We start from the raw sequence: 21,533 nt of genomic DNA on the forward strand, positions 1-21,533 counted from the left end.
TGCGGTCAGGCGTCGTCGTCGGTGACGACGAGGCGGGCGAAGCCGCTGCCGACGGTGGCGTTCACGGGCACGGTGGCGACGACCTGGTAGGACTGGGCGACGGTCGCGACCGTGGTGTTGCCGAGCACCGGGACGGTGAAGACCCCGGTGGTCTCGCCGGGCGGGATCGTGACCGGCGCGGTGAGCTGGGTGATGACCGGTGCCGTCCCGGTGGCCAGCGACTGAAGGTTGACGGTGACGGGAGAGGCGCTCGGCTCGGACAGGGTGACGACCACGGCGGCGGTGCCGGGCCCGTTGCCCTCGGGGACGGTCAGGGACGCGACCGAGACCTGCGGCAGCGACGGCAGCGTCGTCTCGCCGACCCGGTACCGGGTGAAGCCGAGGTCGGCCAGGTAGACGGCCCCGGTGGCGCTCGCCCCGGTGAGCGAGACCTCCCGGATGTCCTTCTTGTCGACCCCGCTCAGCCCGCTCAGCGGGGCCCGGACCGCGCGCAGCCAGGTCTTGGGCAGCGGTGAGCTGAGACCGGGCAGCGGGGTGAGGGCGCCGCCGAGGGCCGAGACCGGGACGCTCGCGCTCCGGCCGCGTCCGTCGGTGAGGGTCAGGGTGAGGTCGAGCGGCGCGCTCGCGGCGACGGTCTCGTCACGGGCGACCCGGAACGTCAGGTACTCGGTGCGCGAGATGTTCCGGGCGGCCTCCGGCAGGGTCGCGGTGAGCCGTCCGGTGGGGTCCTGCCAGGAGAAGCGCATGACGGGCGTCGCGGTGACGTTCGGCGCGTAGGTGGCCGGCGTCCAGGACGGCGCCTGGGACGTGGTCAGCCGGGTGGCGCACGACGGCAGCCCGCTCTGCGGGGACCGGTCGAGCATGCTCGCGCAGATCGTCCCGGTGGCCGATCCCGACACGGCCGCGGAGGAGGCGTTCGAGGTGAACGTCGCGACGTCGACCCGGCTCGCGGCCGGTGCCTGGGCGACGGTGTGGACGACGGCCCGCCCGGTGGAGGCGACGGTCTTGCCGCTGCCGTCGAACAGCGGGAGCAGCGCGGTCTCCCGCCCCTGGACGAGCCGGAAGAACCCGGCGATGAAGGCGGTCCCGACGGCGTACTGCTCGGAAGCGCTCAGCCGGGACGCCGCCCGGTTGCCGCAGACGGGGTCGTTGTTGTTCGACCAGTCGTCCGAGGCGGGCGCGGTGGCCACCCCGGGCGTCCACTCGGTGTTGAAGAAGTTGTGGTCGGTGCCCATCACCATCAGCGACGCCCGGAAGGCGCTGTCGCCGGCGTCGGCGTACAGCGAGTCGTCGTAGAAGTGCTGCCCCTGCTGGTTGGACACGTCTCCGTCGCAGTAGGGCAGGATCGTCGCGGTCGGGATCCCCGGCAGCGTCGCCCGCGCGAAGTCGGTCGGCGCCAGCGGCAGCACCGCCTTGATCCCATAGGGCTTCTCCCGCCCGGCGTTCATGAGCGCCGCCTTGACGACCCCCTCACCTCCGCGCGAGTGCCCCATCAGCCCGACGTCACCGAGGTCGATCCGGTTCTGGAACAGCGCCACGAGCGCGGGCTCCCCCTCCCCCTTGGCGGCGGCGGCGAGCAGATCGAGATGCTTCATGACGACCTCCCCCCGCGCCAGAGCCCCCCGGTCCTCGGAGAAGTTCGCGTCATAGGCGTTGACGGCGTTCGCACTGACGGACACCACGACATACCCGTGGCTGGCGAGCGCGTCGGCAGGTCCCCCGTACCCCTTGAAGCTCTCGATCGGCTGCTGCCCTGCCGGGCAAGGCCAGGCGTTGTTGCTGGTCTGCCTGCTGACGGGGTTGTAACAGGCCGAATGCCGCCCGTGCAGGAACAGCACGACGGGCCGCCGCCCCACGGCCCCCACGGGCAGAGAGACCGAGGCCCGCAGCTCCCCGAGCCGCCCCCCGATCCCCTGCAACGAGATCGCGGTGTCCCCGAGGTCGTACCCGGTGTGCTCGACGCCGTAGGCCCCGGGCGTGGCAGGATCAAGATCGATGGTCCCGGGCGACGACTCCGCCGGAGGCACGTAGATCCCCCGAGGAAGCGGCCGCACCTCCTCGACCACGCCGTTCCACGCCACCTGAACCCGCGAGGCCGAAGCGGCCCGCGGATCGGACGTGAGCAGGGTGAGCGTCATCCCGTCCTCGGACTCGACCGCCGCCCCGAGTGGCTGCCCGTCGACGGCGATCTCCGGAACGGCATCTCGAACAGGCAGCGGAGCGTCCAGCCGCAGAGTGATCAGATGCCCCCCGTCGATGGGCGTCACCGACCACTCGTCTGCGGCGTGCGCGGGCACGGCCAGAAGAGAAAAGAGAAGCAGGACGACGGTCAGACCACCCGTGACCGTACGCACCAGGGCCATGCGCATGTGTTTCCTTTCGGACGCAAGACACCGGCCCCACCGACGATTCCGCCGCGACCACCGATGCGAAGCGAGTTCTCCGCCCGATTGGAACGTTCTATCGATTCGCCTCCGTTAAGGCGGATTACGCCTTGGTTAAAGATCGCTACGTGATCCCCTCGTCGCCGACCGCGCCCACCCCGCGGGCACCTCGGCCCGTCCCCCTGAGGACGTCACGGACGTGACCACAGAGGCCGCGGAACCCGGCCCTCACCGGTCCCGCCTCGCCGTGACACATCTGCCCGCCGGGCCGCCTCGACTTCGCTGCACACCCGCCAGATGATCACCGCATATCGCTTACCTCGGCGTTCGGGGCGGAAGGGCGGGGTGGCCGTGGAGTGGAGTTTTCGGGGTTCCGGTAGGTCGGATCCGGGGTTCAGGGGCGGGTGGCGCCGGCTGAGCGGCCCGGTCGGGGTGAGCCGGTCGCGGTCGCTGCTACCCGGGAACCCGGCGTTCTCCAGCTGAGGGCCTGCGGCTGGCCTACGCGGGTGTGGGCCTGCTCGCGGCGGACGTTCCGGGAGCAGGGCCGGGCTCGTTGGAGCGGTATCAGCGGCCGGGCAGGTGGGTTTCGCCAGGCAGGTGGTAGCAGATTCCTTGGAAGGGGGCCGGCCGCCCGGCTCATGGCAGACGTTACCGCTGGCGGCGATGGAGGATCCACTGCTGGGCTGAGTCGGCCATTTCGGCCAGCCAGGCGGGGTCGCCGGTCTTGGCTTCCTGCCAGCGGCGCAGGTTCTCGGTGGCGAAGGCGTCGAGTGCGGTGCCGGGTGCCTGTCGCCAGGCGGGGAATTGGGTGGCCCATTGTTCGGCTTGTTCGGCTGTGTGTCCGTAGCTGATCAGTCGGGGGATGAGGAGGGCGATCTCGACCCAGGGCGCGCCGCGTGAGGCCCAGGCCCAGTCGACGGCTACGGCTCGGCCGTCCCCGGCGAGGAGCAAGTTGGCGGGGTTGAGGTCGGTGTGCAGGAGCGCGTCACCGTCCATGGCCTCGGTGAGGAGGCCGTCGCCGCCTGCCCACTTGGCTCCGACGGGTTTGGTGACCACGCCGGGGCAGAGGAGGTCGGCCAGGTCGTGGAGCAAGCGAGTGAGTGCGGCCAGGGCTGCGCTCCCCGGCTCGTAGAACTGGTGTGTTCCCGCGGCGTGTTCGAAGCCCAGGACGAGCCAGCCGTCGGTCTCGACCGTCCACAGTAGCGGGGCTGCCAGGTGCTTCACGTGGGGGTTGACGGCTTGCTCGGTGCGCAGGCCGGCCAGAAACGGGCTTCCGGCTTGGGCGGCCTTGACGAACACGGGCCCGGATTTCGTGGTGAGCGTCGAGGTCAGGGCGGCGCGGGCCCCGAACCGCGTGGGCGCTTCCTCCAGCACGTGGCCGGTCTGCTCTCGCACGGCGGTTCGCACGTTGGCGGGAAGATCGGTCCACGCGGTTCGGAGCATCGTCAGATCTCCCTAGTCGTCTTCGGAGCAGGGGTGGTTGCAGGTGTTCATGCACCGGGGCGATCCGATGAGGAGTTCCTCATCGATGGGCAGGCCGGTGGAGCGCATGGCCGCGATGGTACGGGTGTGAGCCCGTCCTGAGGTGATGTCGTCGTTGACGATGGGCCGGTGGTGGATGAACCTTCCGGCCATGGCGTCGCAGAACAGGGCGTACTCGTTGGTGCAGGTGATGAGGTCGTGCCACACCTCGTCGATGGCGTCGGACGGAGGCGACAGCTTCGCGCCGGTGTTCTCCCCGCAGGCGACGAGGAACACGAGCGCCATGTCGATCAGGCGCAGGGCCATGTTCCGGTCGTGGCCGCGTCGTCCGGCACGCTCGGCGAGGTGGTCGATCACCCACCCGTCCAGCAGGTCGCGGGGGTGCTTGCTTTCGGCGATGACAGGTTCGGACATGTTCGGTGCCTCTCCCTGGTCGGTTCTGTCTGCTGAACCCACCGTGACTCCCGGCAGCGTGCCACGACCAGGAAGTTCACAGACATTCACACCTTCGATCTGCCGGTCAGCCTTGACCACGGGAAGGGGGCGGGTGAAGGTCGAACGGACGTAGCCCGCGATCGCCGTCCCGGAGGCATCGGCATGGAGCAGCACGAGCACGAGCCCGTATTCGACCTGGTCGGCATCGACCCCGACAGCGTCGACAACCGGTGCTGCGGCGTGTGGGTCGATCCCGAAACCGGCGATCCCTACTTCCGGGGGAAGATCGTCACCGATCCCCGGATCCTGGCCAGGTTCGAGCGGGACGCCCCGGCCAGCGCCGATGAAGGCGTGTTCCGGCTGCCCGCCCGGATGCGGCCGATCATCGCCGAGGCCGTCACCGGCACCTACGAACCAGGACGCATCGGCCACGGGGACATCGACCTCGATGACCTGCTGAAGACCGCGCGGACGTCACTGATTCATCTGGAGACCCGCGACACCTACGACCCCGACCATCCGGCCTATGTGGACTGGAAAGCGGGCGGTGACGGCCTGTATGACCGGTCGGGCTGGCTCGGCGTCGTCTCCTCCATCGCCGAGCGCGGGGTGCGGATGCGGCGGTCCCGCGTCATCAGCTCCCCTCCGACCGACACCACCCGGTGGATGCACATGCACACTGACGCGAATGTCGAGGCCGGAGAGGACGTCCGCTGGCTGGTCCGCGACACCGCGCCCGACCTGCTCGTGCCCGTCGCCGACTTCTGGCTGATCGACCACCGGCTGATCGTGTTCTCCACCACGACCGGGGACGGGACGTTCCTGCGCGACCACTACAGCAACGATCCCGACGTCATCGCCCGATCCCTGCTCGCTTTCGAACGGATCTGGGAGCGCGCGACGCCGCACATCGACTTCAAAATCGCCTAGGGGCTGTTTCAAAGTCAACTGCCCTACTGCGCGGCGCCCAGGCACGCACCTCGCGAGGTTGTCGTCGGTCGCCGACCCAACCAGGTCGACTCCCTCCTCCGCCCCCGCGAGGCACGCACCTGGACGCCGCTCGCCACGGGCGCCGACTTTGAAACAGCCCCTAGGCGCCGTCGAGGTCGGTGAGGGCGGCCCGGATCTGCGCCGCCGCGCGTTCCCCGTGAACCGCACGACCGAACAGCCGATCCCACGCGGTCACGTAGGCGGCGATCTCGTCGGGCTGGGTGATCGACAGGTAGCCGGAGATCAGTTCGATGGTGACGCGTTCGGAGTCGAACATCGTGAAGGACTCCTCCGGCCACACTCCATGAACCCCGTCCCGGGTGCGGTCGCCCGCAGCCGGAATGATCCCGAGGCTGACCGTCGGCCGGCGGCTGGGATGGGTGACGAGGTCCAGCAGGTGGTGAAGCTGGCCCCGGTGCACGTCCACGGGCATGACCCGATGCCACAGGACCTGGCCCTCTAGCAGGAACAGCCAACGCGCGTCCGGTCGCCGCAGCGTGTCTTTTCGGCCGAGCCGCTCGGCAACAGCCTCGGACACATCGTCTACGTCGAGGCCCTGATCGAGGCGGACTGCGGTGAGTGCGACCGTCATGTAGTCCTCGGTCTGGATCAGGCTGTTCAGGGCGTTGGCCATGTAGGAGCGGAACAGCCTCACGTTCTCGTACTGGCCGTGAGCCGCCCGCTGGGTGGCTGACAGCCCGGCTCGGTTGACCTGCTTCCACGTCAACCACATTCCCGCGACGTTGGCCTGCTCGGCCAGCAACTCGGCGGTGCGGCGCTCGGTGGCCCCGCAGATCTCGCACCACAACCGCACGTGATCGGAGCTGATCGTCCGGTTGCCGTTCTCGATCATCGACACGAGGGACGGCGACGACCAGCCCGCCAGCTCCGCGAACCGCCGCCCCGTGACCCTCGAGCCCTCAGGGGTTCGCGCCGCTTCCCGCAGCGCACGGAGCCGCGCGCCGAGACGTCGGCGAGCAGACTGCGCTGACGACGACGGCGAAGACGGCATGACCGAATCATGCCGCCCCGGCCTTCGCCCCCGGTGACGGATTCACCGGATGAGGAAAGTGGGGGCACGCGTCCGGCGCTGCCGGTCTGACTTAGTTTAGGGGTTGCGCTTCAGCCAGCCCACGAACGACTGCTTTGCCTGCTTCGGTAAGTCTCGCTTGGTCCATCCCGAAGTTCTCGGACTGGAACATCCCCCAGGTGATGGGACCTCGGAACTGCTCGATCTCGATGACGCCATCCCGTACGAGATAGTCGAACAGCCAGGACATCCCCGCCGGGAGGCTCATGGTCTCGACATCGAGGTGTGCGGCCAAGTACTCCAAAAGTCGCTGTTCGGCGCTGGAGTAGCGCTGGTTGATCAGTCCCAGGTTGGCCTTATACTGCTTCAGAGCCGCTCGGTCGAGGCTGCGCGAGCCGCTCGCTTTGCGTCCGTGGCAGTTGGCACACAGGACGATCATGTTCTCGAACGTGTGCTCCTTGACTTTGGCCCAGTCCTCGATGTGCTCGATCTCCAACGGTGCCACGGTACGGCAAGTAGGAATCGCACAGCGGTGTCCAGCTTCGACCATGAGACGGCGCTCTAGGTCTGCTGGGATTGACGGTCTGTTCTCCGGCACACCTTCAGGCTATCCAGCACGAAAGATCGCGGCTGGAAACTGCCCGCTTCTCGGTGGTGCCTGTGGCGATGTGTTGTTCATGCCGCGAGTTGCGCGTTATCAAGATCGTGGGTGTCTGGCCGACCCGGGTGATCGGCGGCGTCGTCGGGCGGACGTGGTGTCGGATCGTCCCTGGGTCGCTGTCACGGGGGTCGAGCACACATGCTGCGACACGATCGTGACAGCTGGGCACACATGGGTGATGGAAAGCAATCAGGGCATCCACGGAAAACCGTGGATGCCCTGATTCGTGGGGTGCGCCGCCAGGGACTCGAACCCCGGACCCGCTGATTAAGAGTCAGCTGCTCTAACCAACTGAGCTAGCGGCGCGGGTGTCTGCTGAACTCGCGTTCGGCTGACGTGGAGAACATTACCAGGAGGGGGAGGGGTGTGCGAATCGATTGTGGGGTGGGGCTGTCCTGGAAGTAGAACCTGTTCTATTCTGCGCGGATGGAACGCTTCGGTGGACGGGTCGTGGTGGTGGCGGGCGGCGGCAGCGGGATCGGGGAGGCGAGTGCCGTTCGGCTGGCCTCGGAGGGGGCCTCGGTGGTGGTCGGGGATCTCAACCTCGACAACGCCAAGGCCGTCGCCGAGCGGATCGGTGGTCATGCGGTCGCGTATGACCAGGCGTCGGAGGAGTCGATCGCCGCGTTGATCGCGGAGGCGGCCGGGGTCTACGGGCGGCTGGACGGGCTGCTGGCCAACGCCGCCGACATGGGGGCGCTGGGCAGGGACACCCATGCCCTGGACGTCGAGATGGAGATCTTCGACCGGACGATCGACGTCGATCTCAAGGGGTATCTGCTGCTGACCAGGTACGCCGTTCCGCATCTGCTGGAGCGGGGTGGGGCGATCGTCTACACCTCGTCGGGCGCCGCCTACGCGGGGGAGCGGGAGCGGGTCAGCTACGGGATCGCCAAGTCGGGCGTCAACGCCCTGATGCGCCATGTGGCGTCGAAGTGGGGCCGCAAGGGGATCCGCGCCAACGCGATCGCCCCCGGCCTGGTCCTCACCGAGCAGGCCCGTGACTCGCTGCCCGAGGAGTTCCGCACCGCGGTCCTGCGGGCGCAGCGGAGCCCTCGCCTGGGTGATCCGTCCGACATCGCCTCGGCCGTGGCCTTCCTGCTGTCCGATGACGCCTCGTGGCTGCTCGGCCAGGTCCTCAGCGTCGACGGCGGGGCGATCGTCCGTCCCTGACCCGTCTCAGGGGCGGAGCAGGGCGGCGAGGGCGTACGCCGCGGGGAGCGGGGTGGCCGGGAGCGCCAGATGGACGGCCCTGGCCGGGGTCGGGTCGCGCAGGGGCCGCAGCACGACGGACGGCGGGACGGCCGCGGCCGCCAGGGAGGGCACGAGGGTCACGCCCAGCCCGGCGGCCACGTAGCCGAACTTGCCGGTCCACTCGGCGATCCGCAGGATCCGGCGGGGGGTGAAGCCCGCCTGGGCGCAGGCCTCGCTGAGCCGGGTCGGACGGTCGGCGGGCCCGTGCTGGATCCAGGTCTCCCCGCTGAGCTCGGCCAGCGGAAGCGGCCCGGACCCGGCCAGCGGATGGCCGGCGGGCAGTGCCACGGACAGCTCGTCGGTCAGCAGCGGCGTGACGGTCACCCCGTCCACCGGCGGCAGCCCCGACGGGTAGTCGCTGATCACCGCCAGGTCCAGGGCCCCCGAGGCCAGCCGTTCGACCAGCTCGGAGCTGCGCCCCTCCCACGGCACCGTCTCGACCTCGGGGTGCGACGTCCGGAAGCGGGCCAGCGCCGACGGCACCAGGGCGACGTTCGCGGTCGCGAAGGCCCCCACCCGGAGGATCCCGGCCCGCCCGGAGTGCAGGGCCGCCAGTTCGCGTCCGGCCGCCGCCTCCCGCTCCAGCAGCTCCAGGGCGTGCCGGTGCAGCACCCGCCCGGCCGGGGTCAGCCGGACGCCCCGCGCCAGCCGGTCGAACAGGGGTCCGCCCGCCTCCTGCTCCAGCGCGGCGATCCGGCGTGACACCGCCGACTGCGTGTAGTTCAGCTCGGCCGCGGCGCCGGTGAACGAGCCGGTGCCCGCCACCGAGACGAACAGCCGCAGTTCCTCGAGGTCGAACACATTCCCTCCTCGCATGGCTTCCATGCAATCTACTCGCTGGTGGAATGTCTGCGCCGCGCCTACCGTCGGAAAGGTGATCGCATTTCTCGGACTGGGGCGCATGGGCGCCCCCATGGCCCGCCGGCTCGTCGCCGCCGGGCACCAGCTGACCGTGTGGAACAGGACCCCGAAGCACGTCGAGGGGGCTCTGGCGGCCGCCGATCCGGCCGAGGCCGTGGCGGGGGCCCGGATCGTCGTGACCATGCTCCGCGACCCCGAGGCCGTCCTCTCGGTCCTCGAAGAGGCGAAACCCGCCCCCGGGACGCTCGTGATCGAGATGTCGACCATCGGCCCCGCGGCCGTGGCGCGGCTCCGGCGCCTGCTGCCCGGCGGCGTCGGCCTCGTGGACGCCCCCGTGCTCGGCAGCACCGCCCCCGCGCAGGACGGCACCCTGACCGTCCTCGCCGGCGGGACCCCCGACGACCTGGCCCGCTGCGAAGAGCTCCTCAAGGTCTTCGGGACGGTCCGGATCGCGGGCGGCCCGGGAGCGGGGGCCGCACTCAAGATCGCGGTGATGAACACGATCGTCCCCGCCCAGGTCCTGGTCGCCGAGACCCTCGCCTACGCCGACTCCCTGGGCGTCGACCGCGGCCTGCTGCTCGACGTCCTGGCGGAGACCCCGGTCGCCCCCGTCGTCGCCCGGCTGCGGCCCGCTCTCGCCGAGCGTCCCGCCACCCGCTACGCCCTCGGGCTGGCCGCCAAGGACCTCGCCCTCGCCCCGAGCCCCGTCCTGTCGCTGGCGGGGGCCGCCCTGGCCCGGCTGGAGAGCGCCGTGGCCGCCGGTGAGGCCGAAGCCGACCTCACAGCGATCCTCGGCCTGCCCGGAGGACCGCCCGCCGTCCAGAAGATCAACCCGGCGTCCGTGCCGGCGACCAACGGCCACTACTCCCACGCCACCAGGGCGGGCGGGCTGCTGTTCGTCTCCGGCCAGGTCGCCCTCGACGAGGACGACCGGGTCATCGCCCCGGGCGACATGCGCGCCCAGGCGGAGGTCGTCCTGCGGAACGTGGGCGCGATCCTCGCCGACCAGGGCCTGACCTTCGGCCAGGTCACCCACATCCGCACCTTCGTGACGGACATGTCCCAGCTCCGGGCCTACGGCGAGGTCCGCGCCCCCTACTTCCCGGTGCCGCCGGCGAGCACGACCGTCGAGGTGAGCCGCCTCTTCCGGGACGGCCTGGTGATCGAGGTCGAGGTCGTCGCGGCGGCGTCCTGAACCGCTACTGGACGCAGTCCTGGGTCCGCAGGGCCAGCGACATCTCGGCGACCCTGCCCTTGGCGAAGCCGACCATGTAGATCGCCTTCTTGTTGCGCGGGACGGCGATGAAGTAGCCGTACTCGACCTTGTGGAACTTCGGGTAGGCCTTGCGGACCTGCGCGGCGGTCGAACCGAGGCCGATCCCGCGCGGGGTCTTCATCCCCTTCTGGGCGAAGATGACGGCGACGCCCTTCTTCTTCGACAGGTAGAGGCCGAACGAGTCCTTCGGCGTCCGGTGGGACTTCAGGTCCCAGCCCGAGCAGGACCCGCCGGGCGCCGACTTGAGGACGACCTGGCGGGTCTTCCTGGCCTGCTTGGCCGTCATGCCGAGCCTGACCTTGCCGAACCCGAACGGCCCGAGCTTGGGCTTTGCCTTGGCGACGGCCGCCGCGGGCCGTCCGGCCAGGGCGTCGGCGGGGGTGGACACGAGACCGGCGGGCAGCAGAACGATCATGCCCGCCACGAGGAGTTTGCGCATCCCCGCACCCTAGTTCTCGATCACTCGGCGCGGCGGCGTTTCGTGCGGCGGGGGTAGGCCTTGGCGGTCTCGGCGAGGCGGACGGAGTGGTCGGCCTGGCGGCGCCAGTGGCCGTAGGCCTCGCCGCGCTGGGCGAGGGTGTCGAGGCGCCGCATGGTCTCGAGCGGGATGAAGGCCGGGTCGGCGTCGCGCCAGGGGGTGCCGGGCAGCGGCATGAACGTGTGGGTGTGGATGCGGGCGCCGAGCTCCACGAGGTCCTCGGCGAGACGCAGCGACGCCGCCTGGTCCTCCGCCTCCTCACCCGGCATGCCGAAGATGAAGTCGACGTTCGGCCGGAAGCCGTGCTCGACGGCGATGCGGACGGCGTCCCTGACGGGCGCCGTGGAATGGCCGCGCCCGGACGCCTCCAGGATCCGGTCGGAGCCCGACTGGGCGCCGATGATGATGTTGTCGTTGGCCACGTACTTCTTGAGCAGCCGCATCGCCTCGGGCGTCACGTGCTCGGGCCTGACCTCGGAGGGGAAGCTGCCGAAGAAGATCCGGGCGTGCGGCAGCTCCTCCCGCACCCCGGCCAGGAGCTCCTCGACCGGTCCGAGATCGGCGTCCGGGCCCGGCGAGCCGTAGGACAGGCAGGTCGGGGTGATGAACCGGACGTCCCTGAGCCCGTGCTCCCTGAACCCCCGGAGATGCTCCCGGACGCTCCCCACGGACCGGTGCCGGAACTGCCCGCCGAACATGAAGGGCGTCTGGCAGAAGCGGCACGTGTAGCGGCAGCCCCGGGTGAGCTCGATCGGGCCGACATGGCGGCGGGGGGTGGGGAAGGAGCGGCAGGCGTCCAGGGGGAGCTGCGGGGCGGGCCTGGTGCGCAGGGCGACCCCGTCGGAGTCCTTCAGGGCCAGCCCGGGGACGGCCTTCAGCTCCGTCCCCGCCCGGAGCGCCTCCGCCAGCGCGACGATCGTCGACTCGCCCTCCCCGATCCCGGCGAGGTCCCAGCCCGAGTCCAGGACGTGCTGCGGCTCGGCCGTCGCGTGCACCCCGCCCGCGATGTGCAGGACATGATCGCCGTCGGCGAGGGCGCGGACGGCCGCGAGCTCGGCGGCCATCGCCTCGGCGTCGGGGGAGTAGAACGACCAGAGCACCAGGACCCGGTCCGCGCCCGGCTCGGCGATGAGGGCGGCGGTCTCCTCCGGAGTGGTCCCGAGACCGATCTCCACGGGCGTCCCGGCCTGTTCCAGGGCCGCGAGCAGGGCATGGATGCCGTAACTGACGGCCTTGCGGTAGCGGGCGACGACGCGGACGTTCACGCAGGGCAGCGTAACCGGCCCGTCCCCCGCCTGACCTAGATTGGGGAGATGACCGAGCTCAAGGTGCTGGGAGCCTGCCCGCTGGACTGCCCGGACGGCTGCTCGTGGGTGGTGACCGTCAAGGACGGGGTCGCCACGAGCCTGCGCGGCAACCCCGAGCACCCCTACACGCGCGGCGCGCTCTGCGTGAAGGTCAACCGCTGGCTGGAGCAGGCGGCGCTGCCGGAGCGGATCCTCCACCCGATGCGCCGGGTGGGGGCCAAGGGCGAGGGACGCTTCGAGCGGATCACCTGGGACGAGGCCCTGACGGAGATCGCCGGACGCCTGAAGGACATGCCGGGCGAGGCCATCTGGCCCTACTGGGGCACCGGGACGCTCGGCTACGTCCAGGGCGCCGAGGGGTACGCGGGCCAGCGGCTGTTCAACGTGCTGGGAGCCTCCCGGCACCGGTTCACGATCTGCTCGATCGCCGGCAGCGAGGGCATCAGGTACGCGATCGGGTCCTCGGCCGGGATCGACCCGGAGGACTTCGCCCTGGCCAAGCTGGTGATCCTTTGGGGGACGAACCCGCTGACCAGCGGCCACCACTTCTGGAAGTTCGTCCAGGACGCCCGGCTGAACGGGGCGCACGTCGTCGCCATCGACCCCGTCCGCAGCCGGACCGCGGCCCAGGCCGACGAGCATCTCGCGCCGCTGCCGGGCACCGACGCCGCCCTCGCCCTCGGCCTGCTCCACGTGGTCCTCGCCGAGGGCGGCCAGGACGAGGAGTTCCTGCGGGAGCGCACCGTGGGCTGGGCGGAGTTCCGGGAGCGGATCATGGAGTTCCCGCCGTCGCGGGCGGCGGAGATCTGCGGGCTCGACGAGCAGGAGATCATCGGGCTGGGGCGGCGGATCGCCCGCACCCGTCCCACGGCGATCCGGGCCACCCAGGGCATGCAGCGGCACGCGGGCGGCGGGAACGCGCTGCGGACCCTGGCCTGCATCCCCGGCGTGACCGGCGACTGGGCGCTGCCCGGCGGCGGCCTGTCCTACTCGACGACCGGGCATGTGCCGGTGGACGTCCGGGCGCTGATGCGGCCCGACCTGCGGGCGGGGAAGCGGACGCGGGCGCTGTCGATGACCCGGGTCGGCGAGGCGCTGCTGGAGGCCGATCCCAAGGTCGAGGCGCTGTTCGTGATCGCGGCCAATCCGGCGGCGAGCGTCCCCGACCAGAACCGGGTGCGGCGCGGGCTGGCGCGTGAGGACCTGTTCACGGTCGTCCTGGAGCAGTTCCCCACCGACACGGTCGACTACGCCGACATCGTGCTGCCCGCGACGATGCAGCACGAGCACATGGACCTGAACGACGGGTACGGGCACCTGTACATCGCGCTCAACCAGCCGGCCGTCGCCCCGCCGGGGGAGTGCCTGCCGACGACCGAGACGTTCCGGCGGCTGGCGGCGGCCCTCGGGCTGACCGAGCCCGCCCTGTTCGAGACCGACGAGCAGCTCGTCGAGCAGGCCCTGGCCAAGACTCCGGGGGTGACCCTGGAGCTGCTGCGCGAGCGGGGATTCGCCCGTCCGGACCTGCCGAAGCCGTTCCTGCCGTACGCGGAGAAGTTCCCGACGCCCTCGGGGAAGCTGGAGTTCCGGTCGTCGTTCGCCAAGGCCAACCGGCAGGACCCGCTGGCCGGGTACGTGCCCCCGGCCGAGGTCGCCGACGAGGAGCTGGCGGCCCGGTTCCCGTTCGCGCTGATCTCGGCGGCGTCCCACCAGTTCCTCAACACCGTGTTCGGCAGCAATCCCGAGCTGCGGCGGCGCTCCGGCGGCCCCCGGGTGACGATCCACCCGGAGGACGCCGCACGGCACGGGATCACCGGCGGAGCCCGGGTGCGGATGAGCAACGACCGGGGCTCCTTCGAGGCCGTCGCGGTGGTCTCCGACGAGGTCCGTCCGGGCGTCGCGGCCTGCACGAAGGGCCACTGGGCGAAGCTGTCCGGCGGGGCCAACGCCAACGCCCTGGTGGCCGAGCGGGACGCCGACATCGCGGGCGGCGCGGTCTACCACGACACCCGCGTGTCGATCACCCCCTGCTGACGGCCGGGCGGCCGCCGGTCAGGAGCGGCTGAGCTCGTCGATGCGCTTGAGGTCGTCGTCGGAGATCGGCCCGGCCTCGAGCGCGACCAGGTTCTGGTCGAGCTGCTTCACGCTGCTCGCGCCGATGATCACCGAGACGACGCGCGGGTCGCGCAGCACCCAGGAGAGCGCGAGCTGGGCGAGGGTCTGGCCGCGCCCCGCCGCGACGGCGTTGAGGCCGCGCAGGATGTTCAGCCGGTCCTCGGTCAGCGCCGACTCCTTGAGGAAGTGGCCGACCGACATCCGCGACCCCGACGGAATCTCGCCCGACAGGTAGCGGTCGGTGAGCAGTCCCTGGGCCAGCGGGGAGAACGCGATCAGGCTGGTGCCGGTCTCGCCGACGGCGTCCATGACGGTCGTCTCGACCCGCCGGTCGAGGATGGAGTACGGCGACTGGTTCATGAGGATCGGCACCCCCAGCTCACGGCCGATCTCGACGGCCCTGCGGTGCTGGGCGTCGGGGTAGTTGGAGATCGCCGCGTACAGCGCCTTGCCCTGCCGGACGGCGGTGGCGAGCGCCCCGATCGTCTCCTCCAGCGGCGTGTCGGGGTCGTAGCGGTGGGAGTAGAAGACGTCGACGTAGTCGAGGCCCATCCGCTTCAGCGACTGGTCGAGGCTGGCCAGCAGGTACTTGCGCGACCCGCCGTCACCGTAGGGCCCGGGCCACATGTCGTAGCCCGCCTTGGAGGCGATGAACAGCTCGTCCCGGTAGGGCCGGAAGTCCTGCGCGAACAGCACCCCGAAGTTCGCCTCGGCGCTTCCGTAAGGGGGGCCATAGTTGTTCGCGAGATCGAAGTGGGTGACGCCCCGGTCGAACGCCCGCCGCAGCACGGCCCGCTGCACCTCGAACGGCTGACCGTCCCCGAAGTTGTGCCACAGCCCCAGCGACACCACCGGCAGCCGCACCCCGCTGGCCCCCGCCCGCCGGTACGTCATCCCCGAATACCGCTGCTCAGCCGCCTCATAAGTCATGATTCCTTACTATCACGGGCCGGAGCGGCGGACGGCCGTCGCCCGTCAGGGGCGGAGGGCCGTGCCGGCGGGCGCGACGGTGAGGCTGGCGCAGGCGGCGCCCGGCGGGCAGGTGGAGCCGCCCCACAGGAGCAGGTCCCGGCCGGTCCAGACCGTGGTGGGGAACTCGCGGTAGGGGGCGGCGGGCAGAGCGAGTCTCCGCCAGCGGTTGGCGGCGGGGTCGTAGAGGGCGGCGTGGCGGGAGCCGCTCCAGGTGAGGACGCCCTTGGGGGTGAGGACGGGGGTCCCCTCGGCGTGGACGGGCTTCGACGCCGGGATCCAGGTCCAGCGCCGGGCGGACGGGTCGTAGGACAGACCCCGGGGGCTCTCGGCGTTGAGGCCGGGCAGGAGCAGCCTCGTCCCGGTCCAGACCGGTAGCGCGAAGCCGTGCCCGGTCGAGGGGGGAGCGGGGAGGCGCCGCCAGGTGTTCGTCTCCGGGGAGTAGGAGACCGCCCTGGAGCCCGTCCAGCTCTCGGAACGGGCGAGGACGATCAGGTCGCGGCCGGTCCAGAGGGCGTCGGCGTCCCAGAAGGCGGCCAGCGGGGCGGGCGGGATCTTGCGCCAGGTACGGGTGGCGGGCGTGTAGGCGAGGCCGTCGGCGGATCTGCGGTCGCCGTCGAGGGTGCCCGACCACAGGAGGACCTCGGTGCCGGTCCACACCGCGACCGGGGTGCCGCGCGGGCCGGACGGGGCCTTCGGGAGCGGGGTCCAGGCGTCGGCGGCCGGGTCGTACTCGGCGCCGTCGGCGACCGGGGGACGGGTCTCGCCCGGCACCCCGGAACCGCCCCAGACGAAGACCGTGCGCCCGGTCCAGACGGCGGCGGGCAGGGAGCGGGCCGTCAGCGGCGAGGGGGCGATCTTCCGCCAGGTGTCGGTGTCCGGGGTGTAGGCGGCGCCGTCGGTGAGGGGGACCCCGAAGCGGGTGGGGCCGGTGCGCGCCCCCTCGCCGATGCCGCCCCAGACGACCATCTCGGTGCCGGTCCACGCGGCGATGTGGCCGACGCGTGAGGGCACGGGGGAGCGGGCGATCGTCCAGGAGGTCCCGGGGGCGTGGTCCGCGGCGGACGGCGGTGGAGACGACGGCGGCGGCGCCCCGCCGTCCAGGGAGGAACAGCCGGCCGGCAGGACGAGCAGCGCGAGCAGCGGCGGGATTCTGCGCATGGTCCAAGGACGCTACCGAGCCGCCGCGCCGTTGCACAGGGAGTCAGGCGGCCTCGTGATGGATGGGGCCCGTGGTGCGGGTGAGCGGGGTGCCGTCGCCGGACCAGCGGGCAGCGACGATCTCGGCGGCGATGCTGATGGCCGTCTCCTCGGGCGTGCGGGCGCCGAGGTCGAGGCCGATGGGGGAGCGGAGCTTCGCCAGATCCTCCGCCGGGACGCCCTGCTCGCGGAGGCGGGCCGTCCGGTCGTCGTGGGTGCGGCGCGACCCCATCGCCCCGACATAGGCGACGTCCAGGCGCAGGGCGAGTTCCAGCAGCGGGACGTCGAACTTCGGATCGTGGGTGAGGACGCACAGGACGGTCCTGGGGTCGATCCGCCCGGCCTCGGCCTCGGCGGCGAGGTAGCGGTGCGGCCAGTCGACCACCACCCGGTCGGCGGCGGGGAAGCGGCGGGCGGTGGCGAAGACCGGCCGGGCGTCGCAGACCGTCACGTCGAAGCCGAGGAAGGACCCGGTCCCGGCCAGGGCGGCGGCGAAGTCGATGGCCCCGAACACGATCATGCGGGGCGGCGGGGCGTAGGAGACGACCGACAGGGTGAGCTCGTCGCCGCGGCGCTCGCCGTCCATGCCGTAGTGAAGGGTGCCGGTCCGGCCCGCGGCGAGCATGCCGCGGGCGTCATCGGTGACGGCCTCGTCGAGCCGGGCGAGCCCCAGCGACCCGGACGTCCGGCCCGGCCACAGCACGAGCCGCCGGCCGAAGCGGTCGCTCCCGGCGGGTCCCACGCAGGTGACCACGGCCACCGGCTCGCCGGCGCCGACGGAGGCCACGATGTCGCCCAGCTCGGGAAAGGCGCTCCTGCTGACCCGCTCGACGAAGATGTCGATCATCCCGCCGCAGGTCAGGCCCACGGCGAGGGCGTCGTCGTCGGTGACGCCGTAGCGCTCCAGCGCTGGCGGCAGCAGCGGATCGGCCGCGATCTCGGTGGCGAGGTCGTACACCGCGCCCTCGACGCAGCCCCCGGACACGCTCCCGACCGCCTCGCCGTGCGGGCCGACGACCATCGCCGCGCCCGCCGTGCGGGGCGCCGACTTCCAGGTGCCGACGACGGTGGCGACGCCGACGGTCTCCCCGGCCTCCCACCAGGCGAAAAGGTCCTCCAGCACGTCACGCACGGGGCACGTCCACATCGGTTCCGTCGGCGACGTCGTCGCAGGCCACCCGCTCCGGCGGATGCCGCCGCAGGTAGGGCCGAGCGCCCACGTCGCCCTCCGCCAGTTCCGCCACCCCGGCCCAGTGATCGCGCCCGATCACCACCGGATGGCCCTGTTCCCCGCCGTAGGTCGCCACCCGCAGGGTCGCCGCGGTCGCGCCCGAGGCGAGCCGCCGGACGGCCGCGGGCGTGATCCCCGGCGTGTCGACCAGCAGGACCACGACCGCGTCCTGCCCGCCGAGCCCGCCGAGCCCGGCCCGCAGCGACGACCCCATCCCCGACGCCCACTCCGGGTTGACGATCCTCCTGACCCCCGGCAGCTCGATGACCTCGTCCGCGCCCGCTCCGAGCACGGCCACGATCTCCGAGCAGCCGCCGTCGCGCAGGGTCGCGACCGCCCGCCGGATGAAGGGCTCGCCGGAGGCGTCCGAGGCGAGGGCCTTGGGCATGCCGTAGCGGCGCCCGGCCCCGGCCGCCAGCAGCAGGCCTGCGACGCTCATGACCAGGACGCCTTCAGCTTCTTCAGCGCCTTCGCGGTCGGCGCCCCGTGCAGCCGGAACCTGGCCATCCCGCCGTCGGGGTAGATGTCGAGCCTGACCGCCTCGACGGCCCTGTCCGCGGCCACCCGGAAGCGGTGCCGGGTGTCGGGCTGGAGCCTCACCCGGGGCAGCAGCACGGTCCCGTCGGACGCCGTGACGCTCGCCCAGCCCGGCGCGTTCCCCTTGAAGTGCGAGGTGTCGAGCTCGACGATCTCCGGGACGCCCGGCTGGCCGAGCGCGATCTCGACCCAGTCGTTGCCGTCGTCGCGCCGCCGCCGGGTCTCCCATCCGCCGCCCATGTTCGCGGCGAGCCCGGGCAGCAGGAGCTGGCGGGGCGAGCCGTAGAACCGGTCGCTCCAGTCGGTGACCCGCCCGCCGACCTCGGCGCCCGCCAGGTCGAACACCCCGGGCAGCAGCGCGGGATCGGGCACGGCGACCCCGTGCACGCGCAGCCGGGCCACGCCACCGTCGGGGAAGATCCGCAGCCGGACGTGGGTGACGACGCCGTCCCCCGCGACGGCGAAGGAGTTCGCGGTGTCGCCCTTCAGCGCCGCCCGCTCGACCAGCGGGAACCAGTCGGCGTTCTTGAGCCGCTTGACCGAGGGGTACCCGCCGATCCGGCAGCCCTCCACGGACGCCGACGGCGGGTAGTTCCCGGTGAAGAAGGCGGTGTCGACGACCACACCCCGGACCACGCCGGGCGCGCCCAGCCGGATGTAGGCGGTGTCGTGGCTGCCCTTGCGGCGCCGCCGCGTCTCCCAGCCGTCGTAGACCTGGCCCTTCAGCCCGAACGTGTGCGGGCTGTAGACGGCCGGATCCGGGGTGAGCAGGTTCTCGCGTTCGGCGAAGAACTCGTCGTTGGCCGCGACGACCCCGCCGCCGAGGGCGCGTGAGGCCAGATCGGTCAGCTCGTCGAACGTGAGCTCGTCGGGCCGGAGATCATCGGGCCAGGTCTCGTCAGGCAAGCTGTTCTCCTCGGGTCAGGAAGCGGCCGCGCGGGACGTCGCCGGCCGGGACGCCGCGCAGCCAGGTCGTGTGGACGACACCGGTGAGGCGGCGGCCGTGGTGCGGGGTGACGGGATGCCTGTGGTGCAGGGACGCCCCGTCGACGGTGAACTCCTCGTCGGGGGCGAAGGCCACGAGGTCGGCGTCGGCGCCCGCCTCGATCCTTCCCTTTCCGGGGATCCGGGCCAGGCCCGCGGTGCCGGAGGCCATCCAGCGCACGACGTCCTCGAGGGTGAAGCCGCGGGCCCTGGCCTCGGTCCACACCAGCGGCAGGCCGAGCTGGACCGAGGCGATGCCGCCCCAGGCCGTCGCGAAGTCCCCGGCCTTGAGGTCGGGGGTGCAGGGCGAGTGGTCGGAGACGACGCAGGTGATCACGCCGTCGCGCAGCGCCTGCCAGAGGGCGTCCTGGTGGGCCTTCTCGCGGATGGGCGGGCAGCACTTGTACTCGGTGGCCGCGTCGGGCACGTCCTCGGCCAGGAGGGTCAGGTAGTGCGGGCAGGTCTCCGCGGTGATCCGCACCCCCTCGGCCCGCGCGGCGGCCAGCAGCGGCAGGGCGTCTGCGGCGGCCAGGTGCAGGACGTGCGCCCGCGCCCCGGTCCTGCGGGCGATCTCGATGACGGTCGCGACGGCGCTGGCCTCGGCGACCGGCGGCCGGGAGGAGACGAACTCGGCGAAGGTCGGCGCCCGCTCCGGCGACGACACGTGGACGGGATCCTCGGCGTGCACGATGAACAGGGCGTCGACCGCGCGGAAGGCGGCCTCGAGCCCGGCGGCGTCCAGCGGCGGGAACTCCGGGACGCCCGAGTCGATCAGGAAGCTCTTGAACCCGAACACGCCCTCGGCGTGCAGGCCCGCGAGGTCGCCGAGGTTGCCGGGGATCGCGCCGCCCCAGAATCCGACGTCCACGTGGCACTGCCCGGAGGCGGCCTTCCGCTTGGCCTCCAGCGCCGCCACCGTGACGGTCGGCGGCAGCGAGTTCAGCGGCATGTCGACGATCGTCGTGACGCCTCCGGCGGCGGCCGCCCGGGTGGCCGAGGCGAACCCCTCCCACTCGGTCCTGCCGGGCTCGTTGACGTGCACGTGCGTGTCGACCAGGCCCGGCAGCAGCGCCAGGTCGCCCAGGTCGGTGCCCTCGCTCTCGTACGGCAGCACCGCGGCGATCCGCCCGCCGGAGACGGCCACCGCGGCGGCCCGTTCGCCCTCGGGCAGGAACACCCGCCGCGACCTCAGGACCAGATCGTGCCCGCTCATGCCCTGTCCACCAGTTCAGCGTAGGGCTCCCGTTCCAGGGCGCCGCACTCCAGGCCCCTGCGCAGGAATCCGGCGAGGGCGCGGGCGGTGGCGGGTTCGTCGAGGAAGCCGGAGTCGGCGCGATCGAGCCAGGCCGACAGCCGCCGGGCGGCCAGCGGGGCGCCCGCGCGGAAGAAGGCGTAGTTGGCGGCGAAGCGCGTCGGGAGCTGGGCGGGGTGGAGGTCCCAGCCCTGGTAGTAGCCGCGTTCGAGGGAGCGGCCGACCAGGCGCAGGTGCAGCGCCCACGCGGCGTGGACGGCGTCGCGGTCGCCGACGGGCAGGATGTTCGTGGAGCCGTCGCTCAGCCGGACCCCGGTCCCGGCCGCGGCCACCTGCATGACGGCCTTGGCGTGGTCGGCGGCCGGGTGGTCCATGCTCTGGTGGTGGGCGGCGATGCCGCAGGCGGCCGAGTAGTCGTAGGTGCCGTAGTGCAGGCCGGTGGCCAGGCCTCCGGCGGCGTGGACCATCCGGGCGACCAGGGCGGTGCCGTCGGGGCCGAGGATCGACTGGGACGTCTCGATCTGGATCTCGAAGCGGAGCGCGGGGTCGAGCCTGCGGCACAGCGCGGCCATCGCCTCGACCTGCGCGACCGAGGTGACCTTGGGGAGCGTCACGACGAAGCCGTCGGGGACGCCGCCCAGGGCGTCGAGCAGGAGGTCGAGGGTGCGGATCGCGCGATGCCTGGTGGGGGCCTCGAAGCACTTCATCCGGATGCCGGAGAACGGTGCCGGCCGGGTGGCGAGGATCCCGGCGGCGCGGCGGGCCTCGGCGTCCTCGACGGCGTCGTCGCGGTGGCCGTAGCCGTCCTCGAAGTCGATCCTGAGGTCCTCGACCGGCTCGGTCCGCAGCTTGGCGGCGATCCGGTCGTGCAGGTCGGCGTCGTAGGGGAGGCCGTGCTCGTCCAGGGCGGCCAGGGCCGCCGCGCCCCACCGCGACGGCAGGTCCTCGGTGACCTTGTCGGCGGGCACGTAGACGGTGTGCAGCGGCTGCCGGCCCGGACGGTCGCCCGGGTAGCGGTCGGCGAGGGCGGCGTCCTCGGCGGCGAGCAGGCCGTCGAGCTCGTCGTAGACGGCGGGGCCGAGCATGC

General features: G+C 72.1%; 19 protein-coding genes and 1 tRNA gene. 4 read left to right on the forward strand and 16 right to left on the reverse strand.

Features of this window, described 5'->3' with window-relative positions; all coding sequences use genetic code 11:
• Positions 1-5 precede the first annotated feature (5 nt).
• From ABD785_RS25590 to ABD785_RS25600, 3 genes are all read right to left on the reverse strand, one after another.
• Positions 6-2,363 carry a poly(ethylene terephthalate) hydrolase family protein gene (locus ABD785_RS25590; RefSeq protein ID WP_344832925.1) on the reverse strand — a complete coding sequence of 786 codons (2,358 nt, stop codon included), beginning with the start codon at positions 2,361-2,363 and terminating at the stop codon, positions 6-8.
• 669 nt (positions 2,364-3,032) lie between these two features.
• The gene (locus ABD785_RS25595; RefSeq protein WP_344832928.1) at positions 3,033-3,827 is read right to left on the reverse strand and encodes a phosphotransferase family protein; all 795 of its coding nucleotides are present in this window, start codon (positions 3,825-3,827) and stop codon (positions 3,033-3,035) included.
• Between the two features lie 12 nt (positions 3,828-3,839).
• Positions 3,840-4,280 (reverse strand): glycine-rich domain-containing protein, encoded by a 441-nt coding sequence (locus tag ABD785_RS25600; RefSeq protein WP_344832929.1) that lies wholly within the window; start codon positions 4,278-4,280, stop codon positions 3,840-3,842.
• A 183-nt stretch (positions 4,281-4,463) separates the two neighbouring features.
• Between ABD785_RS25600 and ABD785_RS25605 the strand changes: the two genes are divergently transcribed.
• Positions 4,464-5,231 carry a DUF6879 family protein gene (locus ABD785_RS25605; RefSeq protein ID WP_344832930.1) on the forward strand — a complete coding sequence of 256 codons (768 nt, stop codon included), beginning with the start codon at positions 4,464-4,466 and terminating at the stop codon, positions 5,229-5,231.
• Positions 5,232-5,391: 160 nt separating this feature from the next.
• On the opposite strand, the gene ABD785_RS25610 is transcribed toward ABD785_RS25605, so the two are convergent.
• From ABD785_RS25610 to ABD785_RS25620, 3 genes are all read right to left on the reverse strand, one after another.
• Positions 5,392-6,303 carry a Scr1 family TA system antitoxin-like transcriptional regulator gene (locus ABD785_RS25610; protein WP_344832932.1) on the reverse strand — a complete coding sequence of 304 codons (912 nt, stop codon included), beginning with the start codon at positions 6,301-6,303 and terminating at the stop codon, positions 5,392-5,394.
• A gap of 91 nt (positions 6,304-6,394) precedes the next feature.
• Positions 6,395-6,871: an HNH endonuclease signature motif containing protein gene (locus tag ABD785_RS25615; RefSeq protein WP_344832934.1), complete on the reverse strand. Its 477-nt coding sequence runs from the start codon at positions 6,869-6,871 to the stop codon at positions 6,395-6,397.
• A 343-nt stretch (positions 6,872-7,214) separates the two neighbouring features.
• A tRNA-Lys gene (locus ABD785_RS25620) sits at positions 7,215-7,288 on the reverse strand.
• Between the two features lie 120 nt (positions 7,289-7,408).
• On the opposite strand from ABD785_RS25620, the gene ABD785_RS25625 reads away from it, so the two are divergent.
• Positions 7,409-8,155, forward strand: a complete 747-nt coding sequence (locus ABD785_RS25625) for an SDR family NAD(P)-dependent oxidoreductase (RefSeq protein WP_344832936.1) — start codon at positions 7,409-7,411, stop codon at positions 8,153-8,155.
• Positions 8,156-8,161: 6 nt separating this feature from the next.
• Here the strand turns inward: ABD785_RS25625 and ABD785_RS25630 are convergent, their stop codons facing one another.
• Positions 8,162-9,037: a LysR family transcriptional regulator gene (locus tag ABD785_RS25630; RefSeq protein WP_344832938.1), complete on the reverse strand. Its 876-nt coding sequence runs from the start codon at positions 9,035-9,037 to the stop codon at positions 8,162-8,164.
• A 73-nt stretch (positions 9,038-9,110) separates the two neighbouring features.
• Between ABD785_RS25630 and ABD785_RS25635 the strand changes: the two genes are divergently transcribed.
• On the forward strand, positions 9,111-10,292 hold the full coding sequence (locus ABD785_RS25635) for an NAD(P)-binding domain-containing protein (RefSeq protein ID WP_344832940.1): 1,182 nt from the start codon (positions 9,111-9,113) through the stop codon (positions 10,290-10,292).
• A 4-nt stretch (positions 10,293-10,296) separates the two neighbouring features.
• Here ABD785_RS25635 and ABD785_RS25640 read toward each other — a convergent pair whose 3' ends face one another.
• Together ABD785_RS25640 and ABD785_RS25645 are read right to left on the reverse strand one after the other, a co-directional pair.
• On the reverse strand, positions 10,297-10,812 hold the full coding sequence (locus ABD785_RS25640) for a hypothetical protein (RefSeq protein WP_344832941.1): 516 nt from the start codon (positions 10,810-10,812) through the stop codon (positions 10,297-10,299).
• Positions 10,813-10,832: 20 nt separating this feature from the next.
• The gene (locus ABD785_RS25645) at positions 10,833-12,116 is read right to left on the reverse strand and encodes a TIGR04013 family B12-binding domain/radical SAM domain-containing protein (RefSeq protein ID WP_344832944.1); all 1,284 of its coding nucleotides are present in this window, start codon (positions 12,114-12,116) and stop codon (positions 10,833-10,835) included.
• A 48-nt stretch (positions 12,117-12,164) separates the two neighbouring features.
• Here ABD785_RS25645 and ABD785_RS25650 point away from each other — a divergent pair, with 48 nt between their 5' ends.
• On the forward strand, positions 12,165-14,192 hold the full coding sequence (locus ABD785_RS25650; RefSeq protein WP_344832945.1) for a molybdopterin-containing oxidoreductase family protein: 2,028 nt from the start codon (positions 12,165-12,167) through the stop codon (positions 14,190-14,192).
• 18 nt (positions 14,193-14,210) lie between these two features.
• On the opposite strand, the gene ABD785_RS25655 is transcribed toward ABD785_RS25650, so the two are convergent.
• Genes ABD785_RS25655 through ABD785_RS25685 form a run of 7 tightly spaced genes read right to left on the reverse strand, consistent with a single transcriptional unit; the run spans position 14,211 to position 21,531 of the window.
• Complete coding sequence (locus tag ABD785_RS25655; RefSeq protein ID WP_344832946.1) at positions 14,211-15,203, reverse strand: aldo/keto reductase; 993 nt, start codon at positions 15,201-15,203, stop codon at positions 14,211-14,213.
• A 45-nt stretch (positions 15,204-15,248) separates the two neighbouring features.
• On the reverse strand, positions 15,249-16,403 hold the full coding sequence (locus ABD785_RS25660; RefSeq protein WP_344832948.1) for a hypothetical protein: 1,155 nt from the start codon (positions 16,401-16,403) through the stop codon (positions 15,249-15,251).
• Between the two features lie 43 nt (positions 16,404-16,446).
• A complete protein-coding gene (locus tag ABD785_RS25665) occupies positions 16,447-17,574 on the reverse strand; it encodes an XdhC family protein (protein ID WP_344832951.1) in 1,128 nt (375 codons plus the stop codon).
• On the reverse strand, positions 17,567-18,112 hold the full coding sequence (locus tag ABD785_RS25670; protein WP_344832953.1) for a nucleotidyltransferase family protein: 546 nt from the start codon (positions 18,110-18,112) through the stop codon (positions 17,567-17,569). Before ABD785_RS25670 ends, ABD785_RS25665 begins: the two co-directional genes overlap by 8 nt.
• Positions 18,109-19,116 (reverse strand): allantoicase, encoded by a 1,008-nt coding sequence (gene alc / locus ABD785_RS25675; RefSeq protein ID WP_344832956.1) that lies wholly within the window; start codon positions 19,114-19,116, stop codon positions 18,109-18,111. Before alc ends, ABD785_RS25670 begins: the two co-directional genes overlap by 4 nt.
• On the reverse strand, positions 19,109-20,407 hold the full coding sequence (allB, locus tag ABD785_RS25680) for an allantoinase AllB (RefSeq protein WP_344832958.1): 1,299 nt from the start codon (positions 20,405-20,407) through the stop codon (positions 19,109-19,111). The genes alc and allB overlap by 8 nt, the downstream gene beginning before the upstream one ends.
• Entirely contained in the window at positions 20,404-21,531 is a 1,128-nt protein-coding gene (locus tag ABD785_RS25685) for a DUF6986 family protein (RefSeq protein WP_344832960.1), read from the reverse strand. The genes allB and ABD785_RS25685 overlap by 4 nt, the downstream gene beginning before the upstream one ends.
• Positions 21,532-21,533: the final 2 nt, after the last annotated feature.

It is taken from the genome of Actinocorallia longicatena (genome assembly GCF_039534125.1).
Classification (GTDB): Bacteria; Actinomycetota; Actinomycetes; order Streptosporangiales; family Streptosporangiaceae; genus Actinocorallia; species Actinocorallia longicatena.